Here is a 26,343-nt window from a genome sequence, read left to right on the forward strand (position 1 = left end):
CATCGCCGTTCATCTTGCTCCCGATGCTGCACGGCTTGTTGAGAAAGTATTCGCGGTTGCCGAACGCCTTGGCGGCGTACTGATCGATGGCCACCAAGATGGCCTGAACGTGGTATAGCAGTAGCCCTCGCGGGTGGCCAAGTGGGGGAGGTCCTCCAGCGCCCTGATGAAGGGCGGCGGATCAGGATCGCCTTGGAAGTGTTTCCCCATTTGCGGCCTCCAAGCACCTTACCTTTTGGCTGGGGTAGTTTGGCCTTCAATCGGTCGCGTTCGGCGCAGAACGTGTTCGATTTTGTCCAGCAACCGCTGCAACAGAGCCTTCGCTGACGCCAAGGCGGTGCTGCCTCGCTGTAGCTGAAGCAGTTCCTTCCGCTGCCTACCGACCAGCCGCCTCAAGGCTATCTCTGCACGGATTTGATCAAGTCCCATTGCGCCACCCCTGCGCGAGAAGGGATTAGAACAAAATAAGAACTTGGCGTCAACCACCCGTAACTCATGGACGCCTTCCAGATATGGAAGCACTCCAAATATCGAAGTAAAATCAATAAGTTGATTGGATTTTTCACTTGCGATGATCTTTGGGGCGATGCTAAAGGCCGCGCTGTGACGAGGGCTGATCTCGGTCAGGACCCGTCTTGAAAGTGAGCTGCCTCGCGACAGTTTGCGTCGGTCTGTCTGGGCATGGCTGCGGAATGCAAACATCCAAGGAATACGATGCCACGCTGCCGAGTAAATGGCTGCGCGAATGCTCGCGCCGGTCACTCCCATCTTTGCTCCAAGCATAGGTCCCGCAAGCGCCGACAGAGCCATGAAGAACAGCGGACGGTCAGCAAGGCCGACCTGAAGCCGTTCATCGAGATGGTTCAGGCGAGGATCGCGAAGCAACCAGATGCGAAACTCTGGTCCATCTGCGACCAACGCTGGGAAGTGTTGATACGCGATTGGAGATCGCAGCCTCCGAAGACTATCTTCCGCTTCGTAAGGGCTTCGACCAACGAACTTCTGCAACTGGCCAACACCGTGTCAGGCCGCGATGTCGCGATAACGGTCATCGCGATGTATCTGCTCTAGGACCATGACCCTCTGCTGTTCAAGAACGAGTCCTCCTTCCGCACCCAGCTGGTGAGACGAGTGAGAGGTCTTTCTAGCGGCAGCTATGGCGAGTGGGACACTGCAGGCGATCCGGCCACCCCATATGACCTCACGCGTCTTGGTACTCATCGTCGTAATTTGAGATTGGCGTATCTCCGCAACTTTACTAGGCTTTGGGGCCAGGAACGGATGTCAGGCGCTATAGGTACGGGCTGTGTGTAACCTTTATTCGATCACGACCAACCAAGAAGCAATTCGAGCGCTCTTCCACGTGATGCAGCTACGTCGGCAACCTGCCGCCGATGCCAGGCGTGTTTCCGGACTATCCGGCGCCCGTCGTCCGTAACGCCGGCGCCGAGCGCGAGCTAGTCCTGATGCGCTGGGGCATGCCGTCACCGCCCCGGACAGGCGGGCCGCCCGTGACTAACATCCGCAACACTTCCTCGCCGCATTGGCGCGGCTGGCTGAAACCGGAAAGCCGCTGCTTGGTGCCGTTCAACAGCTTTGCCGAATACGCGCGTCGTTTGGTTCGCCATCAATGATGATCGGCCCCTGACCTGCTTTGCCGGCATCTGGACCGAATGCAAAGGCGACCGCGGTACCAAATCGAACCCCGTCCCGGGGCCGCACCTGGTCTACGGTTTCCTCACCACAACGCCGAACGCTGTCGTTGAACCGATCCACCCGAAGGCCATGCCGGTCATCCTGCAGACAGACGAGGAACACTACGTCTGGATGCGAGCACCGTGGGACGAGGCCAAGGCCCTGCAGCGTCCGTTACCCGACCATGCGATCAGGGTAGTTGCTAGAGCCGCTGACAAGGAAGACAAAGCAGCAGATGAAGCTTACGAGTGATCGCCCCTACTCCGACCCCGAGAAAGCCGCGCGCCGCCTGATGGAGCACGCGCGCGCCTTCGAACCTAGCCACGATGGTCGGATCTACATCGAGAAAATCAACGAGCAGTTCCTGTTCAAGCACAAGGGCACACCGGCCGAATACAGCGCTGGCCTCGCGCTCGCTATCGAGCGTGGCTGGCTGGAATTGCACGAGAGCGGAACGTTCGTGAAGCTAACGCAGAGCGGCGCTGATCTATTTGCCTAAGACAAATGTCCGCTTATCCCCAACGATCGGGATAGGGGGAAGCCTCGCGGCTCCGCCCCTCCCACACCACCGTACGTACGGCTCCGTATACGGCGGTTCGAGAAGTTGCGCTAACGCGCTTCGATCAAGGTCGGGAGACCGAGCGATTTGAAGTAGGCATTGGAGAGCCCGATAGAGAGGGCTTTACTCCGGGCGAGATGCCAGGTGCCACGGCCGCTGGCGGCCGTATTGCGCAACTCCCCCGCGACTCCCAGCGCGATGAGTGCCGCTCGGCGACGCCGTGGTGTTTTCCACTGACGCCATAGAGCGGCCCGCAGTCGCAACCGGACCCAGCGAGTGAGAGCGATCAGCACCTCGGGCGTTTCGCAGAAGCCGAAATAGCCGCGCCAGCCCCGCATATACGTGGCCAACTCTTCCATTGTCGTCTTGATACTGACGCCCTTGGCCCTTCGCGTGATCTCCCGGATTCGCCGCTTGAACCGTTCCAGAGATTTCGGCGCGATCATGCGCTTGATCTCCGGACCAGCCGAGAAGCTGAACCCGAGGAACTTCCGTTCCTGCGGTCGTGCCACCGCACTCTTTGCCTCGTTTACCTTGAGCTTGAGCTTTTGTGTGATGAAGCGCGTGATGCTCTCCATCACCCGCTGACCCGCGCGTTCGCTGCGAACGTAGATGTTGCAGTCGTCCGCATAACGAACGAAGCGGTGTCCCCGGTACTCCAGCTCACGGTCGAGTTCGTCGAGCACGAGGTTACTGAGCAGTGGCGAAAGCGGTCCTCCTTGCGGAGTCCCTTCCACGCTCGGGCTGACCAGTCCGTTCTCCATCACCCCGGCATTGAGGAATGCCCGGATGAGCTTCAGCAACCGCTTGTCCTCGACGCGTTTGGCGATCTGGCCCATCAGTTTGTCATGATTGACTCGATCGAAGAACTTTTCCAAATCGAGATCAATCACCCAGCTGTAGCCTGCAGCGATATATTGCTGCGCTTGAGCCACGGCGTGATGTGCCGATCGGCGCGGTCGGAACCCATAGCTGTGTTGGGAGAACGTCGGGTTCCACCGCTTTTGCAGCACCTGCATCACCGCTTGCTGGACAAAGCGGTCCAGCACGGTAGGGATGCCAAGCTTTCGCACCCCTCCTCCATCCGGCTTCGGGATGTCCACCCGCCTCACCGGTTTCGGTTCGTAGGTCCCGATCAGCAGTTTCTCCCGAATAGCCAGCCAGTGCTGCTTTAGGTAGTCTTCGAGTTGACCGACAGTCATGCTGTCGATGCCCGCACTACCTTTGTTGCTCTTCACCTGCCGCAATGCTTCCTTCAGGTTTGCTCGCTCACATACTTCCTCCATGATTCGATGCGTGTTGGCTGGGCGTTCGGATTCATTCACCACCGAAAGCGGTTCGATGTCTTCCCGTCCCGCCTGCCGGGCTTCACCCTTCGGCGCCGATGAGAAGTCCAATCTCAACTGGATGTTCAGCCGCTTGTCGCCTTCGAGGTTCATGTCCTACTTGCCTCTCCTCTCGTTCGGGCCTTCAGCCATCGTTTCCGGTTCGGCCTATCTGTTGACTCCACCTTTCGGCGACGGAGTGCCTCACTAGCCTTACCGACAGCATGGCCTAATACGCCCTCTGCTGACTTCTGCCCTGCGATCAGACCGCCTCACGGCGCTCTCAGTCGCCGAAGCGACACCGAGCAGATCTCCTGGGGTAAGCTCAGTCGCCTTCCGTGCACCGTCGCCGGGTCTACGCTTCGCATCCTTGATGGATATGGACTTCGCGGTAAGTCGCCCGCTCGTCCGACGCTCGCGCCTTGTACCCGATGTTTGTCCATCGACTCGCACGTTTGCTGTACGCTTCCTTCAGACCTCGCCTCGCGACGATAGCCCTTGCGTTGTCGCTAACCCTTCACCTCCATCAGGTTGGGTAGAGGACTTTCACCTCCAAGCTACTGAGCATGCCCAGCACACGACTAAACCGCTCGCGCGGTAGAACCCCGCGGCTGGCGACACGGCGAAGCAATAGGCGACAGCTCATCGTGACGCGCGGTGCAATTAGCCCGTTGCTGGCGATGATCCGATGATCGAGGACCTGCTGATCTGGAAGTTCGTGGCGGAGCACCCCCATTGCACAAGAGCCAACTCGAACCCGGCATTCTCGACCGTGATTGTGTGCACCATCGCGCTCGTTGGACCCAGCCCAGGAATCTCGACGCAAGCAGAATTACAAATGCGGTGATACTCTTGACGAGCGACTCAAAACAGTTTCGGCTCAGTAGCTCCGGTGGCTTTCCAGATCGATAGAGATCAGTTTGCCTCATGAGATTCGAATATCGAGGACCTCACGTTTAGGTTGTGTGCTGTGGTATTTTTACTACGGCCAAGCCCTTGAAAGTACAGGTGCCGCCAAACATTAAATCCCCATAGACGACCCTATTGATCGTCTGAAGGTTGTTTGACGCGACTTAGCTCGATCACGCGGCATCGTCCTACGTCCCCCCAGCGCGGTTTCCTCCTTTGGAGGCTTTCGGACGCCGGCCCTCGGAGCTCGCGGCACCGTCACTCATTGGGCCGGCATCCGAAACCCTTCACAACAGGCGACTTGCAGGCTTGGCCTGATATGAACGAGGCCGCCAACCGAGGCGGCCTTCGGGATGACCGCTGCGCGGGGCGGTGTCGAGCGATGCCGGATCACCCTGCAAGACCACCTTTACAGGCGACCTCTACAAGTCTCGCGATACCTGCGGCAATTTCCTGCGCCTTGTTCGCCCAATTCGTTCTTGTAGAGGCAGGCTTGTCTCAATTCGGCGCACACATCCCTCCGAACTGGTCTTTGGCAGGTCTCACGGTATCTGCGGCAATTTCCTTCGCCCCGTTCCCCTAGCGCGTCCTTGTTTTCGCAGGCACGCCGCAATTGCTCGCATTGCCCACCCCCTCGACCGTCGTACACTCGGACGCCTCCCGGTCCAACCTCAATGGATTGGGAAAAGGCCGAGATCGGAATTACAAAAAGAGCGGTTGCCGCTGCGGCGCCGAACGCATAGTTGCGCATTGCTTTCAACATTTCTAATCCTCCAGTTGCTATGTACCGGTGAATAGAGAGGCCGCTTCGGCGGCCTCTTTATTGTCGATGGGAAGGCACGGAGCGGGCGTTATCGCTTCTCGCCACCGCCAACCCTAGTTCGCGCAGACCTTGATGGTCTTCATCCCGGTCTCAGCTGCGGTGCGCGACTTGAACCCCTTGCCGTCGCCAACTACGACAGTGGTGGTGGTGGTCGGCTTCTTATCCACGATGGTACATTTCTTCGTGGAGGTGTCTTGCACGACATAAAATTCCGTCTGAGCGTAGGCAGCGCCTGTCATGATTGCTACGGTTGCAGCCGGAATAAGAAACTTCTTCATAACGTCTCCTCCATTGTGAGTGTGTCCCTGCGTAGATTATTGGGCGGCGTGGAGTAGGGCCCCACCGCTGGGAACTACGTCTATGGGTTCACTAACTTTCAGTTCCTAGGTGGAGACCTTAACCGGGTTGACGTGAACGTCGGCCGAACGGGCAGTTCAGAGACTGTTTATTTCGAGCTTACCGATCTTCGCCGTCACAAGCGGGACTTCCGGTCTGGGTCTTGGATCGCGGTAGGGATGCCCGTTGCTGGGCACCCCCCGCACAGATCGGGACAGGCCCGATTCGAGCATCCGGCTCTTACCTCGAGTGTTTGACGGCGAAGCGCCGGTCGGGCCAGGGATGAAGGATGCGCGGCGCGGGAAGCCAGCCGGCGACCAGCTTCGTCATCCGGTCCCACGTAAAGCCGTCTTTCTGGCTGCGCCGCCGAAGCGTGCGGCGCCAGAGGTCGGCCACGTAATGCCGGAACGCTGAGAGCGCCCGACTATTTGTGGGCACGGCATAGTAGGCGAAGTGGCCTGTAACGACTTGCCTCAACCAGTGTCCCTGAGACGGGATCGACTGGTGCATTCTTTGCCGCAGCTCCGTCTTGATTTCCTGCAGCTTCGCCCGCATGCGGTCGCGCCGGGTCTTCCGCTGTAATTGGAAGGCTCCCCGTCGAGATTTGCCGCAGATGAAGGTGAAGCCCAAGAAAGCGAAGGTCTCCGGTCTACCGATACCGCGCTTCTTGCGCTCGGCTGCCGCGTGGCGGCCGAACTCAATCAAGCGGGTCTTGCCCGGATGGAGTGACAGCGAGAATGCCCCGAACCGCTCACGCAGTGCATCGAGGAAGCGACGGGCGTCGTCCTCGTGCTCGAAGCCAGCTACCAGATCATCGGCGTAGCGCACGACGATCATGTCGCCGCGGGCCTCCTGCCGTCGCCAGCGTTCGGCCCACAGATCGAACACGTAATGCAAGTAGATGTTGGCGAGGAGTGGTGAGATCACCGAACCTTGGCCAGTTCCACTCTCAGCTACGGATACGATCCCATCTTCGAGGATGCCCGCCTTGAGCCATTTGCGGATCAGACGGATGATGCGCTTGTCACCGATGCGGTGTTCCAGGAAGCGGATCAACCAGTCGTGGTTGACGCTGCCAAAGAAGTCCCGGATGTCGGCGTCAAGTATGTGGTTCACCTTCCGGCGGGTGATCGCCACCGTCAAAGCATCCAACGCATCGTGCGGCCCTCGTCCAGGTCGGAACCCGTACGAGAACCCGAGGAAATCCTCGTCGTAGATCGCGTTGAGCACCATGACGCATGCGCCCTGGACGATCTTGTCTTCCAGAGCCGCGATTGCCAGCGGCCGTTGTCGACCATCCGCCTTCGGTATGTACGTCCGGCGCGATGGATGAGGCCGATACGCTCCCCGATGGACTCTTCCGTGGAGATCCTCGAGATTGCGCCCGAGGTTCACCTCGTAGTCCTGCCAGGTCACCCCGTCGACTCCAGCGGCGGCTTTGCGTTTGAGCGCGTAGAATGCTGCCGAGAGCGTGTCGACGTTGACATGGTGGAGAAGCGCAGTGAACCGCTCCTTCTTCCTTTGCCTTGCGGCTTGCCGTACGCGGTTCAGCGCTTGGGTCACGCGCGTCCGGGTCTGCGTCCGGTGCGTGCTTTGCTGATCCGCGTTCCTCTTGGTCCCTGCCCTTTGCTCCGCTACCTCCGCTGCCGGAGACCCGGCTTTGTTCGGCGACTTCCCAGCTACTACGGCAGAGTCTGACTTCTCCGGATCGTGCATCGGCGGCTACGGCTCCTCGCCTTCCCGCCGCGGACCGTCCGCCCAAGGGGGCTTTCGGCCGACCCGGAGATCTCCCGGTTCCCGTGCAAGGAGCGTGCGTGCATGCCAGGTTCTTCGACCACGCCGGGTCACCCAAGCGCTTGCGATGACGCTCTTGGGCATGTTGCCTTCCGCTACACAGACAGCGTCGGCACCCGGAATTAGTTTTCTATCGCGGCTCAATGGTTGGCCTGCACGTTCCCCTGCCGACGCTTCGCCGGCATCCTCGCGGATGCCTGCGCACGGCTCGGGGTCGATGCGGTTCGCTATTCCTTCATCGTAGTGGACTTGCACCACCTACTCCTTGCCGGTCTCCCGGCGCACCCGTGTAAAAACGGTCTTAGAGGAGGTCGGATCTGAGAGCCAAAAGCGGGGTTATCTCAGGCCGCGATCGCAGCGATCAACGGCTTGATCCCGACGATGTTCATGACCCGTGTCAGATTGTAGGCCAGGACCGAAAGCGCCATCTCGGCGGCTACTTTTGGGAGCGTTTTCGTGAGGAAGTGTGTCGCCCCCATGCGTGCCTTCATGGTGCCGAATGGGTGCTCGACTGTCTCTCGACGCTGGCGCATCGCCTCTGGCTTTGCGTCGAGGCGCTGCTGCACAGCCTCGAGCAGATGCTCGTGCTCCCACCGTGTAATCCGCCGCTCTGGCCCGGCGTGCATTGGGATTTGAGCGAACAGCGTTGACAGGCCGTGGTCCAGTAGCGCCGCAGCATCTTGCCTTCTTCTTCGTTTGTGTAGCGATACGGCAAGCGCTCCCCAGCTGGACAGCGATCGGCGTCCACCTCTGGCAAATAGGCAAAGTCCTGTTTGCCGAAGCGTCCGTCCGCCTTAGCACCCGATGTCAGCGGTTTGGGCAGAGTTACCGTGATGCCTGCTTCATGGCACGCGAGGATTTCCGAGCTGTTGAAGTAGCCGCGATCGGCCACGGCATCGAGCGTCTCGGTCTTGAGAACAGCCTTCGCCTGCTTGGTCATATTGGCAAGTTGTGCCCGATCTGAGCCGCTGTTCGTCACCTCGTGCGTCACAATCAGATGGTGCTCGGTGTCCACGGCGACCTGCACGTTGTACCCGACAACGCCAGAGCCGCGGCCGCTCGTCGCCATCGAGCGGCTGTCGGGATCGGTCAGCGAGATTTGCTGGTCAGGCGAAGCAAGCATTTGCTTCTCATAGAAAGCAAGCTTGACCATTTCCTCCCTCCGCTTTGTCAGCTGCTCGGTAAGCCTCGTCACCTTCGTCGCCAGCGCCTCCGTCGGCTCCTGCCGGTCCGCCGTGTCAAGTTGGCTGAGATAGCGCGCGACGCTCTCCTCAAGCTGAGCGCGCCGCCGTTGCACCTTCGCCCTTGTGAAGTTCTTGTCCCGGTTGTTCACGGCTTTGAACTTGCTCCCATCGACGGCGACGCTCGCCGTCGCGAGAAGGCCCATCTCACGGCAGAGTTCGACAAAACGCGCACAGACCTTGCGCAGCGCCAGGCCGTTGTCCTTGCGGAAGTCCGCGATCGTCTTGTGATCGGGAGTGAGCCGACCCAGCAGCCACATAATCTCGACATTGCGCCCGGCTTCTCGTTCGAGCCGCCGGCTCGACTGCACCCGGTTCAGATAGCCGTAGATGTAAAGCTTCAGCAGAACCGAGGGATGGTACGACGGCCGACCGGTCGCCGCCGGCTCAACCCCCTCAAAGCCCATCTCGGCCAGATCGAGCGCATCGACAAATACGTCGATCACGCGAACAGGATTGCTCTCGTCAATGAAATCATCGAGGCATTCCGGCAATAGCGTCCATTGCCCACGGCCCGCCCCCGCAACGAAGCGCATCATCAATTCCCCCACAGAATCACGGGAGAATCATAACAGCGGCACAGCGTTTTCGCACAGCCAGGGTCAAAACCGGCAATACTCTGATCGAGCAAAAATCTTCCGCTTACTCTCCCAAAGCGGCGCCGGAACTCAATGACCGCACGGACATTGGTTTTCCTTTGCTACCGGGCGGACTTCGATGCGGTACTGTCTCGGTGTGACAACACTCGGTGGGTTTGTGAAAATCACCTCGATCGGCCGTTCTTGGGAGAAAGGGCCTGTAATTGCGGCGACGCCGGCGCACCCTGCCCGAACTGCAATAGAAATCCCGCCGATCCTGACGACGTCCCCTCAATGCCGGCGGGCTTCACGCCCGATCTGAGCTAATCGAACGCGGCTGGCTGACGATGCCCGAATCCGGGACGTTCGTGACCTTCACGCCGGCTGGCGCCGAGCTGTTCTCCTGACAGGCAAAGAAACTACGCTTTCTTATTTCCTCTCGAGCAGGTCGGCCAAGTCCCCTTCGAAAATCCGCTGCGTGCTTTCGAAGGTCTCGAGGAGATCGACAGAAGCCGGCGTCGTGCGGCGAGCAACAATCAATCGCTGACGCTCAACGATGCGCCGGCCAAGTTCGACGTGACGTTGAGCTTGGGCGATCTTCTCAGTCAGCGTCATTGTGTATGCGGTCCCTACCGGCGGTTTTCGCGGGTCCTGCGGGGGGGCTTAGGTCGGCGCTCTCAGCCCAGGTGACCGCAACCAATCGCTTATGTGCGATCCGGTCTCAGCTTGGCGCGCCTTTCTTAAGGTGGCATCGCGCACCGCACCGGCGGCAGCAATTGAGCCTGTTCGCGCAATAGCTTGGCTTCGTCAGCGAGACAATCTTCAAGGGACTGAGTTCGATTGAAACGGCGTCGCTCCATGCTCCATTCCGTTAGAGGCGGGAGCGCAACTGAGCGTTCTCATCACCGATAGATGCCAATGGCCGGGCGGTGACAATGGAACTATGCGCCTCATAGTGCGCAGGCGCGAGTCGTTTTACTGATCATTTGGGGGAAAAGCAGGTATGCCGCTTTCGTTCGCAATTGCGAAGCGATTAAGCGCTTTTGCCCAGTGACACCAAGAGCCTCAGCTCCGGGATGTGCAGCTGAGGCCCCTGGTGGCCAGCCCTTCACCCACAAGGGCCGCGCCGCAATCACAGCACCACACAGCCGGCTGTCGCTACAATGACAGTTAACCGCGCTATCGTCGCGATCCGCTAGACGCAATTTAGTCTTACGCGCCATCGGCTACAGTCACTCAACTTGAGTGAAACGGCTTTCGTTCCGCTTGACGCACCCATACCAGCCCCTCCAAAGGAATGAGCTCGTAAGTCGGGTAGCGAACAGCCGACGTATCCAGTTGAACTATCATACCAACCATCACCGCGCGGTCCCGGCATCTTCGGTGATGAGATCGCAACGACGCGCTCCCGCCTTCACCAAATGGAATGGAGCAGCGCATGCAGAAACGTCGCCGCATCAAGCACGAAAAGAGCTTTGGAGAACGGTTAGCTGAAGAAGCTAACCGCTTTAGAGAGGCAGCTGAGGCCCTTCCCCCCGGCACGGCTCAGGAACTGCTCCTGAGGCGTGCCCGGCAGGCTGAACACGCAGCGCGCTTGAATGAGTGGTTGAAATCACCAGGTCCGCAGCCCTCAAAACGTGATCGTTGCGCTTGATCGGATGAAGCGTTTTGAAACCTGGAAGCATTGAGTTTAGCGGGCACGCGATTGCCTGTTTCGTTCGTAACCAGTCTGAGACTGGAGCGGCCTTGCAGTTAGTCAGCACGAGCAGCCTCCCGGCACAGTTTACACTGGTGGTCGCCTCTGACCGCATCAGGTGCATAGCTATTTGGCGAACGGAAACGATGATCGGCGTCAAATTCCTCCTATAATCGCCAGGGCCATAAAAATTGCGCGTTGGAGACCTCTTCGTCAGCTCGGCGCACGCCGTGAAAGAAGGGCCTCGAGCGGCGACGCCGAGACCCTTCTGACTGAGGAATCGCACCTGGGGGGGAAGCGGTGCGACATCGGCTCAACCCACCAGCCTCGATCGCGTTCCTAACGTCCAAGCCGACGCTCGACCCGCTTGCGGCTGCTGCCGACTATTTGCCCGGGGCGAGTCACAGCAGCGGACAGCCAGTTTCTCACTACAACAAAAGTTAAGTACGCCACCACAGCGTCAACTCTAGGGCGCGACTTGGCCGGCCGAATTGCTATTTTTTTCCTGCATACGTCAACGGGATCACAAAGTCCGACGCCGGGTGCGTCGTAGAAGGCACGTTGCCAGGCTGCGGAGGATCCACGCCATGAGTGCGAAGCGCATTCCTCGTTCGCTCACTACCGACGTGATAGTCCTTGTAGTTGGAGCGGTCATCCTGATCGCAGCCGCCATGTGGTTGTAGACGCTCAGGCCGGCTGTACGTTGCGGGACCAAAGCGTTCCCGATCCTCCGGCTCACCAGCTCCCAGTGGTGCAGGCTGGAGCCACTTAGCGGCCCGGTGATGAGAGAGCGCCCGGGCCGCTGCTTTTCGGCCTCTATTTCCCCTCGATAAGGAAGCCTCGAGCATGGCGGGAAGATCTCCTGACCGTTTGCCCTCCAACCTTGATCTATATCAACAGCCGAACAGAACCGCGGTCTCTTCTATTCCGATGGCGCGGATCGATTGGAGTTACGCAATCCTCTTTGCAGCCACGCTGACACTAACGGTCGGCGCGCTAAGCGTCCTTTTGTTCACGACCTAGTTCCTCATGCCGATGGGCCCCAGCGGCGGTGCTGAGACCCTTCTGGAGACTGAGTAGTCGCATCTTGGAGGGGAGATGCGATACCGCTCAACCCTCTACCCTCGATCGCGTTCCTAACGTCCGAGCCGGCGCTCGACGCGCTTGCGGCTGCTGCCGACCTTTTTGACTGTCTTCTTTACTGCGCCTGCCGACCTCTTCGTCTTCTTCGCCGTGTAGCGCACCTCGTAATCCTGCCCGTCGGCGACCGGCGGCCGGTCCTGCTTGGGTTCGCGGCTTGATTTCTTCTTTGACTTCTCCATCCTGAAATACCCCCCGTTACGAACGGCAACGCGGCGTGATGGGCCGTGTTCCTGCGGGAACGATTCAGCCTAACCCAATTTGAATCCGCATTGCGTGGAGTTCATTATGCGTAAGCCCGGTTGGACGCCGTCGATCGTCCCCAGCGGCGATAATGAGACGGTCTATTTGGTAGCAGATAATTTCGGTCGATTAGGCCGCGCCTGGCCGGAAGCGGACTATGAAGCCACCGATCTCGAAACGGTCATTCAGGACCTACTGACCGGCCAATACGGCAATCCGATCCGCGTCATCGCCTTCAATACCGCTGAGCGTTGGTCGGAAGATGTTTCCGAAGATGTTGCTCGCGAGCTGCGCCGTCGCTGCGATCTACAGATGCGCGAACTCCCCGCCGCGATCGCTAGTTTCGCGGAAAGGCACGAGGAGCCGGATCGGCGCCAGTTGACCCTTCGGCTGGTCTGATCAACTCGCATTACGCGTGCGATTGCCTATTTATCCCGCATGCCTAAGCCTGCCTTCGATCCCTGCATTCCGATGCGCGGGACCAAGGTCCCGATCGGCCGGAATGGCTCCACGAGATCAAGCATGTTGGCTATCGGCTAATTCCTCAACGTGAAGGCAAGCGAGTGCGGCTGTTCACTCGCAACGGGTATGAATGGAGCCACCGTTTTCCCCTCGTCCTCGAGGCCGCGCTCCGAAACCGCCAAACCTATTTTGTGATCGACGGCGAAGCGGTGCTGCTTGGCGTCGACGGACGCACGACGAGGAAGTCCAATTCTCTGCCTTCGACATGCTGGCGAGCGATGGTGACGATATCCGTAACCTGTCTGCGCAAGTCTAGCTTGTGCAGGCTCCTCGCGCGGCGAGTGGACGGCAGCTTCCTGCGACAGCAGCGGACGAGGACACCGATCAGGATCGCAATCAGAGCCTGGACATAAGGGAGGTTTTTACCACGGTCGAGACGCCCGCGCGGCGGCCGCAGTTCCGATCTTGTCATGATTTTCCTACCCCAACACGGCCTCGAAGAACTGGCCGCGCGCTGAGAGGCGAGCCACATCACACGAGCGGCCACCTTGTCCGGTTCAGACAACGATGTCGGAGGTCCGACAATCGGCAACGTCATCAAAAAGCAGGCAGTTACGGTGTTTTCCTCGCCAAGCAAGGCGCTCACCAGATTCGGCGAGCGGCACGCCGATTGCTGGGATCAGGCGCAAACCCGCCGCCGCTGCCAGAGTGCTCGCAGCGGCCCGTCTCAGGACTGCCCGATGAGCCGCGCTCGATCGATCCCGATTAAGGCACTGATGCCGCTTATGCTCAAAAGTGAACAGTCGGCGAACATCAATGTCGCGCTTGCCGCCGAGTTCACCGAGCCGGCCGGGGATATCGTATCCTTCAAGCAGAAATCCGCACAGAAGGCCGTGTTCGGCGCGAGCCGACAGCTTTATAGCCAGATCACGCAAGGCGGGTCGTGACAAATGATTCTCACGGCCGACGATTCCCACCCGAAGAAATTGGTTGAGAATGGTTTTGCTGTACGTGAAGGCCGACTCACCTACGCTAGCAGCAACCTGGTGCTCTGGAGCAGAACGGCGAAGTTCGTGAACGGCTTCGACACGTTCAGGACGGCATCTATCCTAAAATTACAGATCTGCAACTCCGCCCCGGCGCTCTATGGCGCTGCGGTGGAAGCGATGAAGGCCATCGATGCCTATGAGGGCATGCAACCGAAGCTGGTCGAGGGCGCAACCATCACGCAGGCCTACCAATTCATCAAGACGGTCAATGCCGAGCTCAGCGCCGCCCCGCTTCCGCAACTCGCAGACAGCAAGAGCGTTTCGTGCTGGCTCGTGCCGCAGGAGTTTGTGACCCGATCTTGCAGAACGTGGTGCGGTTGCAGACTGACGCCGATAACCGAGCGACGCGCGCCTAAAGGTCCCGGTAGTCTACTCAATTATTACGCGAGCGTGACAATGTGCTCGAACAGTTAAATTGACGCGCATGGATAGCTTTTCACCAGAAATCTGGCAGTCGCTTGGGCTCACGATCGAGCTCGCGAGCGTGACGACCGTGATCCTGCTGATCGTCGGCACGCCGCTCGCGTGGTGGCTAGCGCGCTCGAAGAGCCTTTGGACGGAGGCCGTGGCCACGATCATCGCGCTGCCGCTGGTGCTGCCGCCAACAGTACTCGGTTTTTATCTGCTCGCCCTGCTCGGCCCGAACGGCCCGGTCGGCCTTCTCGCCTCTCTCTGGGGCGGGCGCACGCTGGCCTTCACCTTTGCGGGGCTCGTGGTTGGATCGGTTTTGTCAGCGCTGCCTTTGGTGGTGGAGCCCATCCGCTCCGCCTTCGCTGCTGTGGGTGACCGGCCGCTGGAGATCGCGGCCACTCTGCGCGCCTCACCCATATATGCCTTCTTCACGGTCGCCCTGCCTCTGGCGCGACCGGGTCTTCTGACAGCCGCCGTGCTTGGCTTTGCGCATACGATCAGCACGTTCGGCGTCGTGGTGATGATCGGCGGCAACATTCCTGGGCGTACCAAGGTGCTGTCGGCCTTTCTCTTTGACTTTGTCCAAGAGTCGCGCTGGCGCGAAGCAAGCTGGCTTGCCGGCGCCATGGCGATGTTCGCCGTTGCGGTAGTTCTCACCTTAACCTTGATCGACAAATACAGCAGAAGGAGGAGCACGTGAGGACAGCCACACCGGGCCATATTGAAATTGCCTTCAGGGGCAGTATCGCTGGCTTTCCACTCGATACGCAATTCAGCGTACCGGCCAAAGGCGTGGCGGCGATTTTCGGCCCGCCAGGCTGCGGAACGACTGCGGTGGCGCGCTGCATCGCTGGCCTTGAGCGTTTGCCGACCGGCCTCTGCGCCATCGATGGCGAGGTATGGCAGGACGAGACTACCTTCCGCCCACCGCATCTGCGTTCTATTGGCTATGTGTCTCAGGAGGCGGGCCTTTTTCCCCATTTGTCGGTCAGGCGCAACTTGCTTTATGGTGCGCCGAAACCCAAACCGATGCCGATCGCGTTTGATGAGGTGGTCGAACTGCTTGACCTAGCGCCGCTACTCGACCGCTCTCCCTCGCATCTATCCGGCGGGGAGCGGCAGCGCGTCGCCATGGGGCGCGCGCTGTTGTCTCAGCCCAGACTGCTTGTGATGGACGAGCCGCTTGCTGCGCTCCACAGCCGCGCCAAACGTGAGATTCTGCCGTTCGTCGAACGCCTGCCCGAGAAGCTCGCGCTGCCGATGATCTACATCGGCCATGACATGGCGGAGATCGAACGCTTTGCCGATTATCTCGTTATGATGGAGCGCGGCATGGTGACTGCGGCTGGGCCGCTGCATGTCTTGCAGACCGATCCTGCGCTGCCGCTTGCGCCAAGCCGCGAAGCCGCCATCAGCCTTGATGCCGTGGTGAGCGGCTATGATGGGCGCTATGGGCTTCTTATTCTCCGCCTCAAAGGTGCGCGCCTGTTGGTTCCGGCGCCGCCGCTTGCACCCGGCGTGCACCAACGGCTGCGCATCGCCGCCTGCGACGTCAGCGTCGCGCGCGAAGCGCCGCGCGCAGGCTCCATCCTCAACGTTTTTCCGGCGCGCATCAGAGCCTGTTTGCCGCTCGGCGCGGCTGAGATCACGCTGGTACTTGCGCTCGGCACCGGGGGCTCGGGCGCAGAGATTTTGGCGCGCATCACGCGTTTCTCCTTTGATTCGCTAGGGCTCAAGGATGGAATGGACGTATTCGCCCAGCTCAAGCACATCTCGCTACTCTCGGCCTCTGAACCGCCACTGCAAACCATACTAGCTTCCACGCCAACAGCAGAGCCTGGACAGGCAAGCGCCGCGGCGTGAAACGAGAAGCTCGGCACGAGAGGCGAGCAGCATCATCTTAAGCCTCCACTCTTGTCGTGCCACGCCATGTGCGGTTGAAGACGCCGATATCGGAAGCACGACCAGCCGACCCAGCCATTCGACAGGGCACGCTGGCAGCTATGCGCGTTTACTGTCGTCAACCAAGGCCGCGCTCCATTTTCCTGAACGGCACGCGGATTGCTGGGATGAGGAGCTAAAGAGCCGCGATGGCCAAAGCCATCGCAGCGGCCCCGTCCAGGAATTTCCGATGACGCTTACCCGATTGATCCTGATCAATTCAAGTCTGATGCTGCTTGTGGTCGGAAATGCAGAAGCGGCAGAGATCGATGTGGCGGTCGCTGCGAACTTCACCATGTCGGCAAAGGAGATGCAGCGTCGTTTGAGCAGAAGACGTATTCGCCCAGGTCAAAGGTCGTCTCGCTCGTTCACGACCTCTGAACCCTAGGGCATCGCGCCATCTACGCCAGCAGTAGATTCTGGACAGGTAGGCGCTGCCGGGCGCAACAGAGGATCAAGCCTATGATCGCCAACCTCGCCGAGTTCGATCCCAAGCGCCTTGCGGCAATCCTCTACAGGCCGGAACAAGACGCGGATAGACTGCTCGCCGACTTCACCCAGGATCTCGCGCGGCACGGTGTGCGCGTCGGCGGCATCGTCCAGCGCAACTTCAAGGGCGCAAACGGCACGAAAACCATGCTAGCACTCGACGTTGCAACGGGGCGCGAGATTCCGATCTGTCAACCACTCGGCAGGGGCGCCATGTCCTGCAAGCTCGATGCTAATGGGCTAGCCGATGCTGCGGTCGTCGTGTCCCGCGCGATCAAGCGGCAGGTCGATCTACTCGTGATCAAGAAATTTTCCAAGCAGGAGGCGTCCGGCCGGGGCCTGCGCGACGAATTTGCTGATGCCATCATTGCTGGCGTGCCGCTCCTCACCGCCGTCCCCGAAAAATGCCATGCCGCCTGGCGGACATTCACCGGAGATGTCGGCACGACGCTGCGGTGCGAGCGCCAGGTCGTGGAGGGATGGTGGCGCGACATCGCCCTGCGCCTGCCGCGCATCCGCGCGCATTGCATCCCGTCAGCGGCTATTTACCCACATCAGATCCGATAGACTGATCACGCGCGGGAGGACATCCACAATTTTGATCCCGAGAACGTGCGCCACGTCATTAACGTCATTGCCGGTTCCCGCGCCACCTCACATCCGCTGTCCTCGTGCGCGTCGTGGGGGCGATCCGTGGCTTGGCGGAACATTGCCGCGGGCGTCTGGGTTTCAACTTAATCAATTGCAATCGTTCGGCATCATAACCCGAACAGTTGGCTTGGGGCTAATCGTTCAAAGGCGCGCAACCGGCGGAGCACGGCAACATGCTCGGTTGTTGATGCAGGACGGCAGAACCATTCAAACCATGCTGTTAAGATGCCATCACGACGAGCATCCGATTGTCACATTTCACCCAGTTGAATCGCGATATCATCTGGCATATCGCTTGCTTCGCCTGATGCCGGAATCATCGGTTTCTGCGCGAAGCAATCTTGTGAGGACAATATGCTTGGAATTGGAAGTAAGTTGCCGTCGTTCGAAATCACAGGCGTGAAGCCCGGTTTTCATCTGCACGAGGAAAACGGGCAGAGCGCGTTCGAGACGCTGACGGAAAACAGCTTTCCTGGAAAATGGAAAGTCATCTTCTTCTACCCCAAGGATTTCACCTTCGTCTGCCCAACCGAGATCGCGGAGTTTGCCCGGCTATCGAAGGATTTCGCCGAGCGCGATGCTGTGGTGCTAGGCGGTTCGACCGACAACGAGTTCTGCAAGCTCGCTTGGCGGCGCTCGCACAAGGACCTGCAACATCTGCCAATCTGGCAGTTTGCCGACACTAAGGGCGGGCTGGTCGATGGCCTCGATGTGCGTTCGCCCGACGGCGTCGCCTATCGCTACACATTCGTCGTCGACCCCGACAATACCATCCAGCACGTCTACGCGACCAATCTAAATGTAGGCCGCAGCCCGAAGGACACGCTGCGCGTTCTGGACGCGCTACAGACCGACGAGCTCTGCGCCTGTAACCGCGAGATCGGCGGCGAAACCCTGAAAGTTGCTTGAGGCATCAATGTCGATTGAACAGCTAAAGGACCAGATTCCCGATTTCGCCAAGGACGTGAGACTCAACTTGGCTTCGATCCTGTCGGATGAGACGCTATCACCGCAGAGCAAATACGGGCTGTTGCTCGCCACCGCGATTGCGGTCCGCAATCCCCTGGTGATCGCCGCAATGGAATCTGCGGCCGCCGTCGTGATAACGCCGGCCGCGGTCGCGGCGGCAAAATCCGCGACCTCCATGATGGCGATGAACAACGTCTACTACCGCTTCGTTCACCTCGCCTCCAATCCGGAATACAAGACGATGCCGGCGCGGCTGCGCATGAACGTGATCGGCAATCCCGGCGTGGACAAAGCCGATTTCGAGCTGTGGTCGCTGGCGGTAAGCGCCATCAACGGCTGCGGCGCCTGCATGGACGCCCATGAGAAGGCGCTGCGGGAAGCCGGCGTCAGCTCGGCGGCCATCCAAACCGCGGTCCGCTTTGCCGCGATCGTGCAGTCGGTTGCGGTTGCGATCGAGGCGGCCGGCATGGGCGTGACCCAGGCGGTGGAGTGATCCTCCGCGCTCATTGCCGAGGGTGTTTTAGAATCCAGATCCGGTTGATACTCCAACAACTTCAGGCGCATTCGGAAAAAAGCGCCCCCTCAGCAATTTCAATAGCTTGGCAGCCCTCTCCAAACGAAAATAGCGCGTCCGGCTGGAGCGCACGTTCGCGGCGCCTACCGCGAGGCGAGGCCTTCCAATAGTGATCAGATCGAAGTTAAGGAGCTCTGCAGCTTCGGTACTTTCGTCGGTATGCAGCTAAGAAGTCTTCGTCGGCGCAGATGCACCGTCCTGACGTATCTTTTGCCTTAGGATCGTGAAGATGCGACGCGAGTGGACGAAGCAGGTTAATCCGTGTGCTTGTGGTCCGCAGGTTCAGAAGCCCGGAAGCGTGCTTCACGAGATCCGCCGCCAACATTATACCAGCGAGAGCCGACTGAAACGACATCGGCACAACGGCTCTCACCGGCTGCGCTCCGTCCGTCAGGCGCATGACAATCCCTCCGCAGATTGCCCGCTGGTGAAAGGATCGGACGGACTGGCCGACAAACTCTTTAAGGGCTTCGGACGGAATGTTGAACGCTTTGGCGACACGTTCGACGAAACCTACATCCACCGGCCTGTTCGTCTGAAGGAGATCCCGGATCTCCTGTTGGGCCTCCGGCATCTTCAGCTCCTCAGCAATCTTCTCGTCTTCGTCCTTTATCTTCCCGTGAGGCAAGTAAAGGCAGGCCAGACATGCCCGGCCGTCATCAAAGCCATGGCGCGACACTCCGAGATCAAGCTCTTGTGTCCAGGCGTTTACGATCCATTTCGGGAACGCCCCCTGCACGGCAATGCGGTCCGGAGCGTTGTCCAATGCGACAGCTACTCTTTCGAACATCCAATCGTTCCGGTCGCTCACATAGACGCCCCATTTGGCACAATGCGCCGACACTTCCAGCGCGGTGTCCGCGAGCGCGGCCCGCGCCAGATCCACTTTTGGTGAACCAACATCACATTGGCCGGCCAACACGTAGCGCTGTAGATTCGAAAGATCGACCTCCTCATCGTCCACCAGACGGAGCGATCCCTTAAGGCTCGCCGTGCGAGCCAAAGCCCAAATGGCACCATTGCCGATCGCGCCGAGCCCGACGAGGTGAGTCTCGCCGATATCCGTTTCTTCCAAACCAGGACCGGAGTCAGGGGTACCCTGGGCGTAGGTCAGCATTGACAGGTCGATAAGTTCGTCGGCGTCGCCCTGCTCCAGCTGGTCGGCAAATACCGTCCGAAAGACGTTGGCTGCCGCGAAGCATGACGCAGCTCCCGCGCCAAACGGATTCTTCGAGTTGCCGGAGCCAACCAGACCGCGGCTCGAAAGTTTGGCTCTCCATCCGTCCGAGCCGATGAAGAAGGTCGGACACTTAATGCGCGACGGACTGCTTCCAACGACCACGGAAACCGTGACGGCCTTCCTGATTTTGGCGAGCTCGATTTCAGGATTTATAGAATTCGCCAGGAACTCCAGGACTGGAACATGATCCTTCGCCTTTGCATCAAGCGGCTGCAGCGCGATCGTCGGATAAAGACGCGACAACAGCCTGATGATCATATCCAGGCTGGCTCTGCCTTCCCGCGACTGCACGGCTGCGCCGTCGAAAGACACTCCGATCACTTGCGCGGCAAGCCTGTCCTCGAACGCCGACGCCTTGAAATTGGTCAGCACCCGCGACGCTGCCGACGCCGCGCGGTCCATGAAGTTGGCCATGGCCATCGGTCAATCCTTGATTAAAATCATCCGCGTAACCTGGCCAACCGACAAGGAGCGCCACACTCCAGCCCCGTCAAGCCGGTACGATGCGACGTTCCTGAGATCGAAGGGCAATCGCGCGAAGTCCGGCACGACCAAAGACAAGCACCCCACCGTCGTGGCGATCGCGTACTCGTCGTCCGTGCTGGAATGATAGGCTCGGCCGGGATGACTGTGTATCTGGGCAATGAGCGCAAGCTTCTCCCGGTACAGCCATACATTTATGCGATGCAGCTCTTCAGGTCCTATTACGACGCACACCCCATCGGCAGTACGTATGTGGCGCTGGGCAGGAATGAGCGTCCTATGTACCTGAAAATGGTGCCCCGTCTGACGGCCTACCCAAAGGCCGAGACCTTCATGCCCTTCACGACCCACCTTCCGCAAATGGGCATGGAGTTCGTCTACGCAGCCAGGCGGTACCGAGAGGACCGTAACGTCCGCAATTTGATTCATTCCGGTACGGCCAGTAATGAGGGCAGCACGTTCACCGCCGGGATCTGGACCTGCACCTGGTAATGCTCGATCGGCTTTACCCCGTGGTGCCAGATCTTTTCGAGGATAAAAGCCAACGATCCTTCGCCAGAGCTTCGATGCAGCAGCCATGAATCACCCGTGTGAGCGGGATCGTTGTGGTATTCGAGAATGCCGGGAAGACAAATAAATGGCCGATCATCAGGGCTGTTGTACTGAATCATGTTTGTCATTTGCACCCCTCCCTGCTGGGCCAGCGCCAGAATGGTCTCGGGAGTTGCGCCGGGGATTGCCGCACGGCGAAGCATTTGCAGCTGGAGCAATTTGGCGGGTATCGGTTCGCGCATGAAAGGGTCCACGAACCTGACGGAGGGCGGCCGCAGATCGTAATTCGTAAAATTCAGCACGATGGCAGCGACGATCGGAGGCGGTCTCGGCTTAGTCGCCGCGAAAGCCACAAAGATCTCCGGAAACTCTGCGTCAAGCAGGATCCAGCCCCTCTTGCGATAGGCCGATTCCATGCTCCGATAGTTGGCAAGCTCCCGCTCGAACTTTACGCGCGAGACCTCGGGATCGACAGTTTGGAGATCAGCCACCGGCCACGCCAGCCTTGAGGCTCAGGAACAGCGTCACTTGCTTGCCAAATCCAAACTCGCCTAGCTTCTTGTCCGGATCCAACAGCTCGCCCGCTTCGTTCTTGATCTCCCAATTTTCGGGCGGCTGAGCCAGGTTATTGGTCTCCTCCAGCGCCTTTTGGCGGGCCACATGCAGCGGCTGCTGCTCTATGGCCTTAAATGACGACAGGCTGACCGTTCACGACCATCGTGATTTCGACGAAATCCGCGCCGTGATCACTTCCCGGCTTCTTCTCATTCTTCATTTTTGGTCCTGTTGTGTGTGGGCGGCGCTTGGAATCGATGCTGTCGATTGTATGCAGGGGACGACGTGTTAAAAAAAGCGAGCATGCCACAAGATGCATTCGGAAAGACTTCATTTTGGCGCGGGGTTATGCAGTTTTCAGGCGTTAGCGCTCTTTCGTCCACATCTCCGACCCGTTGCGGCTTGAGCCGCGCAGACCGGCGGGCTCGCCAGTGAGCAGCATCCGGAACACGTCGCCACACTGGCGCATGCGGCTCAAGCTGGACAACCGATGTCTCGTGCCCTTCAACGGCTTTGCCGGATATGCCCGCGAACCGAACCCGAGACGAAGAAGAAGGATGTCGTCTGGTTCGCGCTAAAACGAGGATCGGCCGCTCTGTGCCTGCGCTGGCATCGGGACCGAGTTCAGCGGCGACCGCGGCACCATATCCAAGCCGGTCCCAATGGCAGAAGGAAGACCCCAAAATTCTCAAAGCCGTTAACGATGTAAATAAGGACAAGCGCCAATCCACATAAGGGCTCGGGAACCGGAACCCCATAAGCATGATTTTGAAGGGTGATGGTTGCGGCGCATTACCGGAGAGCATCGACTGGTTTACCGCCCCAAGGGGCGAGACCCAGCAACTCGACACTCGCTCAACGTCGATACCACTGCTGAGCTGCTGATTCGCAATCCCGCCTTCCGAATCCTATTCGGAGGCGTGCTCAAGCCGGAGTACGTTCCCTGCCCCCGAACCCGAGGGTCCGCTGATGAAATGCTTGCCTATGACATAAAGCGACATGTACATCTGCCCAGGCTGGGCCGCGCTGTTGTCTGAACATGCCTCCCGCAAATCCCAGTGCTCGATTCTGCGCCTTGACCGGCTCAGGCTGCGAGGTCCAGCTGGTGCTCAAGACGAGTTGCTCCTGGCTGGCACGCCCAAAACCTACGCAACGTCGCAAAGTTGATCCCGCTGCCTACGCTGCAGTGCTGCGGTTCACCTAAGCACACCAGGACTCAGGGCGACCATTGCTCTGTACCCTCCACAAAGCGCTGGTTCGTCGACTTGACGTGTCGTTCTCGTTAATCAATCGCCTTTTTGGTCGAACTCGGCCTGCTCCAGCGCAGGCAGAACCTGATCTAATCGCCGCATCACCGAGTGCAGCGAGTCGCTAAAACAGCTCCGTTCTGCTCCAGCTGCAAGCACTGTTCGCGCATCGAAGGTGCCCGCGGGCTGCGCTGGCGCCAAACTGCGGCCTCCGGAGAAGTTATCGTTGGCGATACCGGGTCCGAAGATCCCGAGAGCTGAGACGACGAACCGCCGTCTCGTTGTCCTGGCGGGGACGATCAGTTGGTGCTCATCAAAAGATATACTCGGGAGCCAGCCATTTGTGTGGGACGCCGGTGGTCAGACCGCCATCGATGACGATCTCGGAACCGGTAAGATAACTGGACTCGTCGCTGAGCAGGAACAAGACTGCCTGCGACACTTCCTGCGGCCGGCCGGCCCGTCCCAGTGGAATGGGGAAAATGGAGGGATCGAAGCTCACGGTCATCGGCGTGGTGATGAAGCCGGGATGGATCGAGTTGACGCGGACGCCCGAGGCCGCGGCCTCCAGAGCAGCAGACTTGGTTATGCCTCGCACGCCGAACTTGGAAGCGACATAGGCATGAAGCCCGGCAGTGCCCCGGAGCCCCTCGACGGACGAGACATTAACGATCGAACCTCCGCCTACGCGCCGGATTGCCGGCAGAGCCGCCTGCACTCCAAGGAACGCTCCGGTCAAATTGACTGCAATAATCTTGTTCCACTGATCAAGCGGGAACTGCTCGATCGGGGCCGTGCTGGCGATGCCAGCATTGTTAACAAGCCCATGCAGCGCGCCGAAGCTGCTCTCAGCGGTCGCGACCGCCCTAGCCCACTCCTCCGGCTGGGTGACGTCCTGAGGTACATAGATGGCGGAAGCGCCCAGTTCAGCCGCGAGAGCCTCTCCTTGTGTATGAAGAATATCAGTGATTACGACCTTGGCGCCTTCAGCTACAAGCAGGCGCACATGAGCTGCACCCATCCCACGAGCTCCGCCGGTCACCAGAATGACCTTTTCGTTCACACGTCCCATGACATGTTCCTTGCTTCGCTCCGTCGATCAGTGGCTGCGCAGCGGGGCGATCAGCTCGAGCCCATCTTTCTCGCTTAGACCGGACAACCTTGACGATCTCGCCGCCCGAAACCAGGCGCCCCCTGTCATGCCAGAAGAACTCCTGATGGTACTCCATCAGTTCGTCCTTCGCCGACTTGGCCGGACGCCTGCTAGGGAAATGGGGGTTAGCAGTTCGTAGGTGCAAATGGATCTTCCTCGAACATGTGCCTCGCCGCGCATGACCTAGCCATCCTTCAGCATGGGCATGGCTGCTGTCACCAAACTGCTCCCTCTTCTCAAAGGAACGACATTCTCGCCCAATATTTCCGCGCCTCGTTGATGAGATTGGCTGCCGCCTGCCGCGTTTGGATCAGGCGTTGACGAGCGAGAGCAACGCACATGAGGTTCTCCGGCGTGCAGCGGCGGGAAGATCCAGATCTTCTAATCGGTGCGCCAATGATGGCGCGCGCAGAAACACTAGGAGAATCTGATTGCGAGGCAAAGCTCCCGCGACCGTTCCGTGCGCCGGGCGCATCACCAGCTACCGCCATTGATAAGGCTCTCCGCACAAGAAGGGCGCGGAGACATGGATTTGCCGTGAGATGCCTTAGCAACGGCGTTCACGCTGAGCCTGCTGTGCAGTTCTCATCCGAACTTGAACAACACACCGTATCCGCCACGCGGGTAGCTCCATTCGATGTCGCCGGTGGGCTCGCCGATGACGCGGCAGGTGCCGCACTCGATGCAGCCGTCGACGGTGACCTCGACTTGCCCCTTATCGTTGAGCTCATAGCAGCGCGCCGGGCAGACCTTTAAAAGCGCAAGCAACTGCGGGGATGGCTTCGTGTGTGCGCGCACTTTGACGTGAGGACGACCGACGTCGACAAGATAGCGGTTATAGAACAGCTTGTCCTCGACGCGCACTGATGTCTCGACATTCATATTTCAGCTTCCTTGACTTCGATTTGGGCTGGTTAGCGCCATGCACGGGCGAGGCGGAATGCATCGCCAAATAGACCGGTCCAGGACCGCGCGTTGACAAAAGATTTCATTGTCACCTTCTCTTTCTCAGCCTTCGGCGTACCGTCGACGCGTACATAGTTCTGCATCGCCTTCGAGACGAGCTGCGGATAGGTAAGAAAGAAGTTTTGCGAGTTGGTATGCATCAGCATCGGCATATCCTTGTGCTTCTTCAGATCCTTAATCACGAAAGAGTCATCCAGCATCTTCTTGTAGACTGACAGATTTGCCGCGGTCATGGGTTGGCAGCGCGATTTCACCTGGACAATCGCTTCCGCCGCGATGCGGCCCGAAGTCATCGCGAGGTTAGAGCCCTCGCGATGAATGGCATTGTTGAGCTGCGCCGCATCGCCCACCACCACCCAGCCATCGCCATAGAGCTGCGGGATCGCCTTGTAGCCGCCTTCAGGAATGAGGTGGGCGGAATATTCCTTGACCTCCGAGCCCTCGATCAGGGGCGCCACGGATGGGTGACGCTTGAAACAGTCGAGCAGCCCATATGGCGTCTCTCCGGTGCGCTGAAAGTCGGCGACGATACAGCCGATGCCGATCGAGATGCACTCTTTATTGGCATAGATGAAGCCCATTCCGGTCATGCCACGGGAAATGGTGCCGGCCGCTTCGACAACGACGCCTTCGTCGCCCTTGAGATTGAAGTGGGCCTCGATGGTCTCACGCGGCAAAAAGTGCATTTCCTTAACCGCGAGTGCTACCTTGTCGGGCTTGGGCCGCTCGCGCAGGCGCGCACGCGTACCGAGAAGGCCGTTCACGCCTTCGGCCAGCACCACGACATCCGCTTGGATTTCGCCGTCGGAGCGATCCGTATGAACACCGATGACTTTCCCATTGGCGTCCCGCGCGAGCTCAGTGACGGTGGTCTCGCACAGCACGGTCGCGCCGGCCTCGCGCACTTTCGAGGAGAACCATTTATCGAACTGCGCGCGGATGATCGTATACCGGTTCGGCCGCTCCTCGTTGAAGTCTTCGGAGCGGTAGTGCACACCGAAATGGGAGCGATCGTCCATTATCCAGAACCGTTGCTCGACGAGATGACGTTCGAGCGGCGCGTCATCGCGGAAGTCCGGGATGAGCTTTTCGAGCATGTCGGCATAGAGGATTGCGCCTTGAACATTCTTCGATCCGGCATATTCACCGCGCTCGAGCTGCAGCACCTTCATGCCGCGTTTAGCCATCGTTAGCGCCGCCGCGTTGCCCGACATGCCGGCGCCGACCACGATTGCATCGAACTTCTCCTCGATCACAACAAC

At 59.4% G+C, this 26,343-nt stretch carries 25 protein-coding genes and 4 pseudogenes; 15 read left to right on the forward strand and 14 right to left on the reverse strand.

Annotated features, from left to right (window positions below; translation table 11 throughout):
* Positions 1–228: 228 nt before the first annotated feature.
* Positions 229–1,008, reverse strand: coding sequence for a hypothetical protein (locus tag LMTR21_RS25350; RefSeq protein WP_141688448.1), 780 nt, complete (start codon positions 1,006–1,008; stop codon positions 229–231).
* Positions 1,009–1,306: 298 nt separating this feature from the next.
* On the opposite strand from LMTR21_RS25350, the pseudogene LMTR21_RS25355 reads away from it, so the two are divergent.
* Positions 1,307–1,947, forward strand: a pseudogene (locus LMTR21_RS25355) (SOS response-associated peptidase).
* Positions 1,931–2,194, forward strand: a complete 264-nt coding sequence (locus LMTR21_RS25360) for a hypothetical protein (protein WP_065754687.1) — start codon at positions 1,931–1,933, stop codon at positions 2,192–2,194. Before LMTR21_RS25355 ends, LMTR21_RS25360 begins: the two are co-directional and overlap by 17 nt.
* A gap of 110 nt (positions 2,195–2,304) precedes the next feature.
* Here LMTR21_RS25360 and ltrA (LMTR21_RS25365) read toward each other — a convergent pair whose 3' ends face one another.
* The 5 genes and pseudogenes from ltrA (LMTR21_RS25365) to LMTR21_RS25395 form a co-directional block, all read right to left on the reverse strand.
* A complete protein-coding gene (gene ltrA, locus LMTR21_RS25365; RefSeq protein ID WP_084030799.1) occupies positions 2,305–3,693 on the reverse strand; it encodes a group II intron reverse transcriptase/maturase in 1,389 nt (462 codons plus the stop codon).
* Positions 3,694–5,364: 1,671 nt separating this feature from the next.
* Positions 5,365–5,589: a hypothetical protein gene (locus LMTR21_RS25375; RefSeq protein ID WP_065754688.1), complete on the reverse strand. Its 225-nt coding sequence runs from the start codon at positions 5,587–5,589 to the stop codon at positions 5,365–5,367.
* A gap of 298 nt (positions 5,590–5,887) precedes the next feature.
* Positions 5,888–7,210: a group II intron reverse transcriptase/maturase gene (gene ltrA, locus LMTR21_RS25380; protein ID WP_347339129.1), complete on the reverse strand. Its 1,323-nt coding sequence runs from the start codon at positions 7,208–7,210 to the stop codon at positions 5,888–5,890.
* A gap of 572 nt (positions 7,211–7,782) precedes the next feature.
* Positions 7,783–9,221: pseudogene (locus tag LMTR21_RS25390) on the reverse strand (IS1182 family transposase).
* A 468-nt stretch (positions 9,222–9,689) separates the two neighbouring features.
* Positions 9,690–9,875 carry a hypothetical protein gene (locus LMTR21_RS25395; RefSeq protein WP_065754690.1) on the reverse strand — a complete coding sequence of 62 codons (186 nt, stop codon included), beginning with the start codon at positions 9,873–9,875 and terminating at the stop codon, positions 9,690–9,692.
* Positions 9,876–10,698: 823 nt separating this feature from the next.
* On the opposite strand from LMTR21_RS25395, the gene LMTR21_RS40600 reads away from it, so the two are divergent.
* Positions 10,699–10,914, forward strand: coding sequence for a hypothetical protein (locus LMTR21_RS40600; protein ID WP_084030807.1), 216 nt, complete (start codon positions 10,699–10,701; stop codon positions 10,912–10,914).
* A 1,178-nt stretch (positions 10,915–12,092) separates the two neighbouring features.
* Here LMTR21_RS40600 and LMTR21_RS25415 read toward each other — a convergent pair.
* Positions 12,093–12,278 (reverse strand): DUF3606 domain-containing protein, encoded by a 186-nt coding sequence (locus LMTR21_RS25415; protein ID WP_065754691.1) that lies wholly within the window; start codon positions 12,276–12,278, stop codon positions 12,093–12,095.
* Positions 12,279–12,384: 106 nt separating this feature from the next.
* Here LMTR21_RS25415 and LMTR21_RS25420 point away from each other — a divergent pair, with 106 nt between their 5' ends.
* From LMTR21_RS25420 to ahpD, 10 genes are all read left to right on the forward strand, one after another.
* Complete coding sequence (locus LMTR21_RS25420) at positions 12,385–12,738, forward strand: hypothetical protein (RefSeq protein WP_065754692.1); 354 nt, start codon at positions 12,385–12,387, stop codon at positions 12,736–12,738.
* Between the two features lie 140 nt (positions 12,739–12,878).
* Entirely contained in the window at positions 12,879–13,214 is a 336-nt protein-coding gene (locus LMTR21_RS25425) for a DNA ligase-like domain-containing protein (protein ID WP_246175757.1), read from the forward strand.
* A gap of 135 nt (positions 13,215–13,349) precedes the next feature.
* Positions 13,350–13,748 (forward strand): hypothetical protein, encoded by a 399-nt coding sequence (locus LMTR21_RS25430; protein WP_065754693.1) that lies wholly within the window; start codon positions 13,350–13,352, stop codon positions 13,746–13,748.
* A gap of 3 nt (positions 13,749–13,751) precedes the next feature.
* Positions 13,752–14,264, forward strand: a complete 513-nt coding sequence (gene modA, locus LMTR21_RS25435; RefSeq protein ID WP_065754694.1) for a molybdate ABC transporter substrate-binding protein — start codon at positions 13,752–13,754, stop codon at positions 14,262–14,264.
* A gap of 10 nt (positions 14,265–14,274) precedes the next feature.
* Positions 14,275–14,961: a molybdate ABC transporter permease subunit gene (gene modB, locus LMTR21_RS25440; protein WP_065754695.1), complete on the forward strand. Its 687-nt coding sequence runs from the start codon at positions 14,275–14,277 to the stop codon at positions 14,959–14,961.
* Positions 14,958–16,124: a molybdenum ABC transporter ATP-binding protein gene (gene modC, locus LMTR21_RS25445; protein ID WP_084030802.1), complete on the forward strand. Its 1,167-nt coding sequence runs from the start codon at positions 14,958–14,960 to the stop codon at positions 16,122–16,124. The genes modB and modC overlap by 4 nt, the downstream gene beginning before the upstream one ends.
* Positions 16,125–16,392: 268 nt before the next feature.
* On the forward strand, positions 16,393–16,590 hold the full coding sequence (locus LMTR21_RS25450; protein ID WP_065754697.1) for a hypothetical protein: 198 nt from the start codon (positions 16,393–16,395) through the stop codon (positions 16,588–16,590).
* Positions 16,591–16,664: 74 nt separating this feature from the next.
* A complete protein-coding gene (locus LMTR21_RS25455; RefSeq protein WP_065754698.1) occupies positions 16,665–17,258 on the forward strand; it encodes a DUF2478 domain-containing protein in 594 nt (197 codons plus the stop codon).
* A gap of 438 nt (positions 17,259–17,696) precedes the next feature.
* Positions 17,697–18,251 (forward strand): peroxiredoxin, encoded by a 555-nt coding sequence (locus LMTR21_RS25460; RefSeq protein ID WP_057862001.1) that lies wholly within the window; start codon positions 17,697–17,699, stop codon positions 18,249–18,251.
* 7 nt (positions 18,252–18,258) lie between these two features.
* A complete protein-coding gene (gene ahpD / locus LMTR21_RS25465; RefSeq protein ID WP_065754699.1) occupies positions 18,259–18,804 on the forward strand; it encodes an alkylhydroperoxidase, AhpD family in 546 nt (181 codons plus the stop codon).
* A 205-nt stretch (positions 18,805–19,009) separates the two neighbouring features.
* On the opposite strand, the gene LMTR21_RS25470 is transcribed toward ahpD, so the two are convergent.
* A complete protein-coding gene (locus LMTR21_RS25470) occupies positions 19,010–20,545 on the reverse strand; it encodes an E2 ligase fold family C protein (protein WP_065754700.1) in 1,536 nt (511 codons plus the stop codon).
* On the opposite strand from LMTR21_RS25470, the gene LMTR21_RS41095 reads away from it, so the two are divergent.
* Entirely contained in the window at positions 20,538–20,735 is a 198-nt protein-coding gene (locus LMTR21_RS41095) for a hypothetical protein (protein ID WP_246175998.1), read from the forward strand. The two genes, LMTR21_RS25470 and LMTR21_RS41095, sit on opposite strands and share 8 nt — an antisense overlap.
* A gap of 14 nt (positions 20,736–20,749) precedes the next feature.
* Here the strand turns inward: LMTR21_RS41095 and LMTR21_RS41100 are convergent.
* The 3 genes and pseudogenes from LMTR21_RS41100 to LMTR21_RS41105 all read right to left on the reverse strand — a co-directional run.
* A pseudogene (locus tag LMTR21_RS41100) lies at positions 20,750–21,037 on the reverse strand (Mov34/MPN/PAD-1 family protein); the annotation flags it as partial.
* Complete coding sequence (locus tag LMTR21_RS25480; protein WP_065754702.1) at positions 21,034–21,651, reverse strand: putative metal-binding protein; 618 nt, start codon at positions 21,649–21,651, stop codon at positions 21,034–21,036. The gene LMTR21_RS25480 and the pseudogene LMTR21_RS41100, both read right to left, overlap by 4 nt.
* Complete coding sequence (locus LMTR21_RS41105) at positions 21,644–21,820, reverse strand: DUF2604 domain-containing protein (RefSeq protein WP_246174189.1); 177 nt, start codon at positions 21,818–21,820, stop codon at positions 21,644–21,646. The genes LMTR21_RS25480 and LMTR21_RS41105 overlap by 8 nt, the downstream gene beginning before the upstream one ends.
* 302 nt (positions 21,821–22,122) lie before the next feature.
* Between LMTR21_RS41105 and LMTR21_RS41110 the strand changes: the two are divergent.
* Positions 22,123–22,377: pseudogene (locus tag LMTR21_RS41110) on the forward strand (SOS response-associated peptidase); the annotation flags it as partial.
* Positions 22,378–23,275: 898 nt separating this feature from the next.
* Here the strand turns inward: LMTR21_RS41110 and LMTR21_RS25495 are convergent.
* The 3 genes from LMTR21_RS25495 to LMTR21_RS25505 form a co-directional block, all read right to left on the reverse strand.
* Positions 23,276–24,034, reverse strand: coding sequence for a glucose 1-dehydrogenase (locus LMTR21_RS25495; RefSeq protein WP_065754703.1), 759 nt, complete (start codon positions 24,032–24,034; stop codon positions 23,276–23,278).
* Between the two features lie 666 nt (positions 24,035–24,700).
* Positions 24,701–24,997 (reverse strand): ferredoxin family protein, encoded by a 297-nt coding sequence (locus LMTR21_RS25500; protein ID WP_065754704.1) that lies wholly within the window; start codon positions 24,995–24,997, stop codon positions 24,701–24,703.
* A 32-nt stretch (positions 24,998–25,029) separates the two neighbouring features.
* Complete coding sequence (locus LMTR21_RS25505) at positions 25,030–26,337, reverse strand: FAD-dependent oxidoreductase (protein WP_065754705.1); 1,308 nt, start codon at positions 26,335–26,337, stop codon at positions 25,030–25,032.
* Positions 26,338–26,343: the final 6 nt, after the last annotated feature.

Origin of the sequence: Bradyrhizobium paxllaeri, assembly GCF_001693515.2 — a bacterium.
In the GTDB taxonomy this organism is placed as follows: domain Bacteria; phylum Pseudomonadota; class Alphaproteobacteria; order Rhizobiales; family Xanthobacteraceae; genus Bradyrhizobium; species Bradyrhizobium paxllaeri.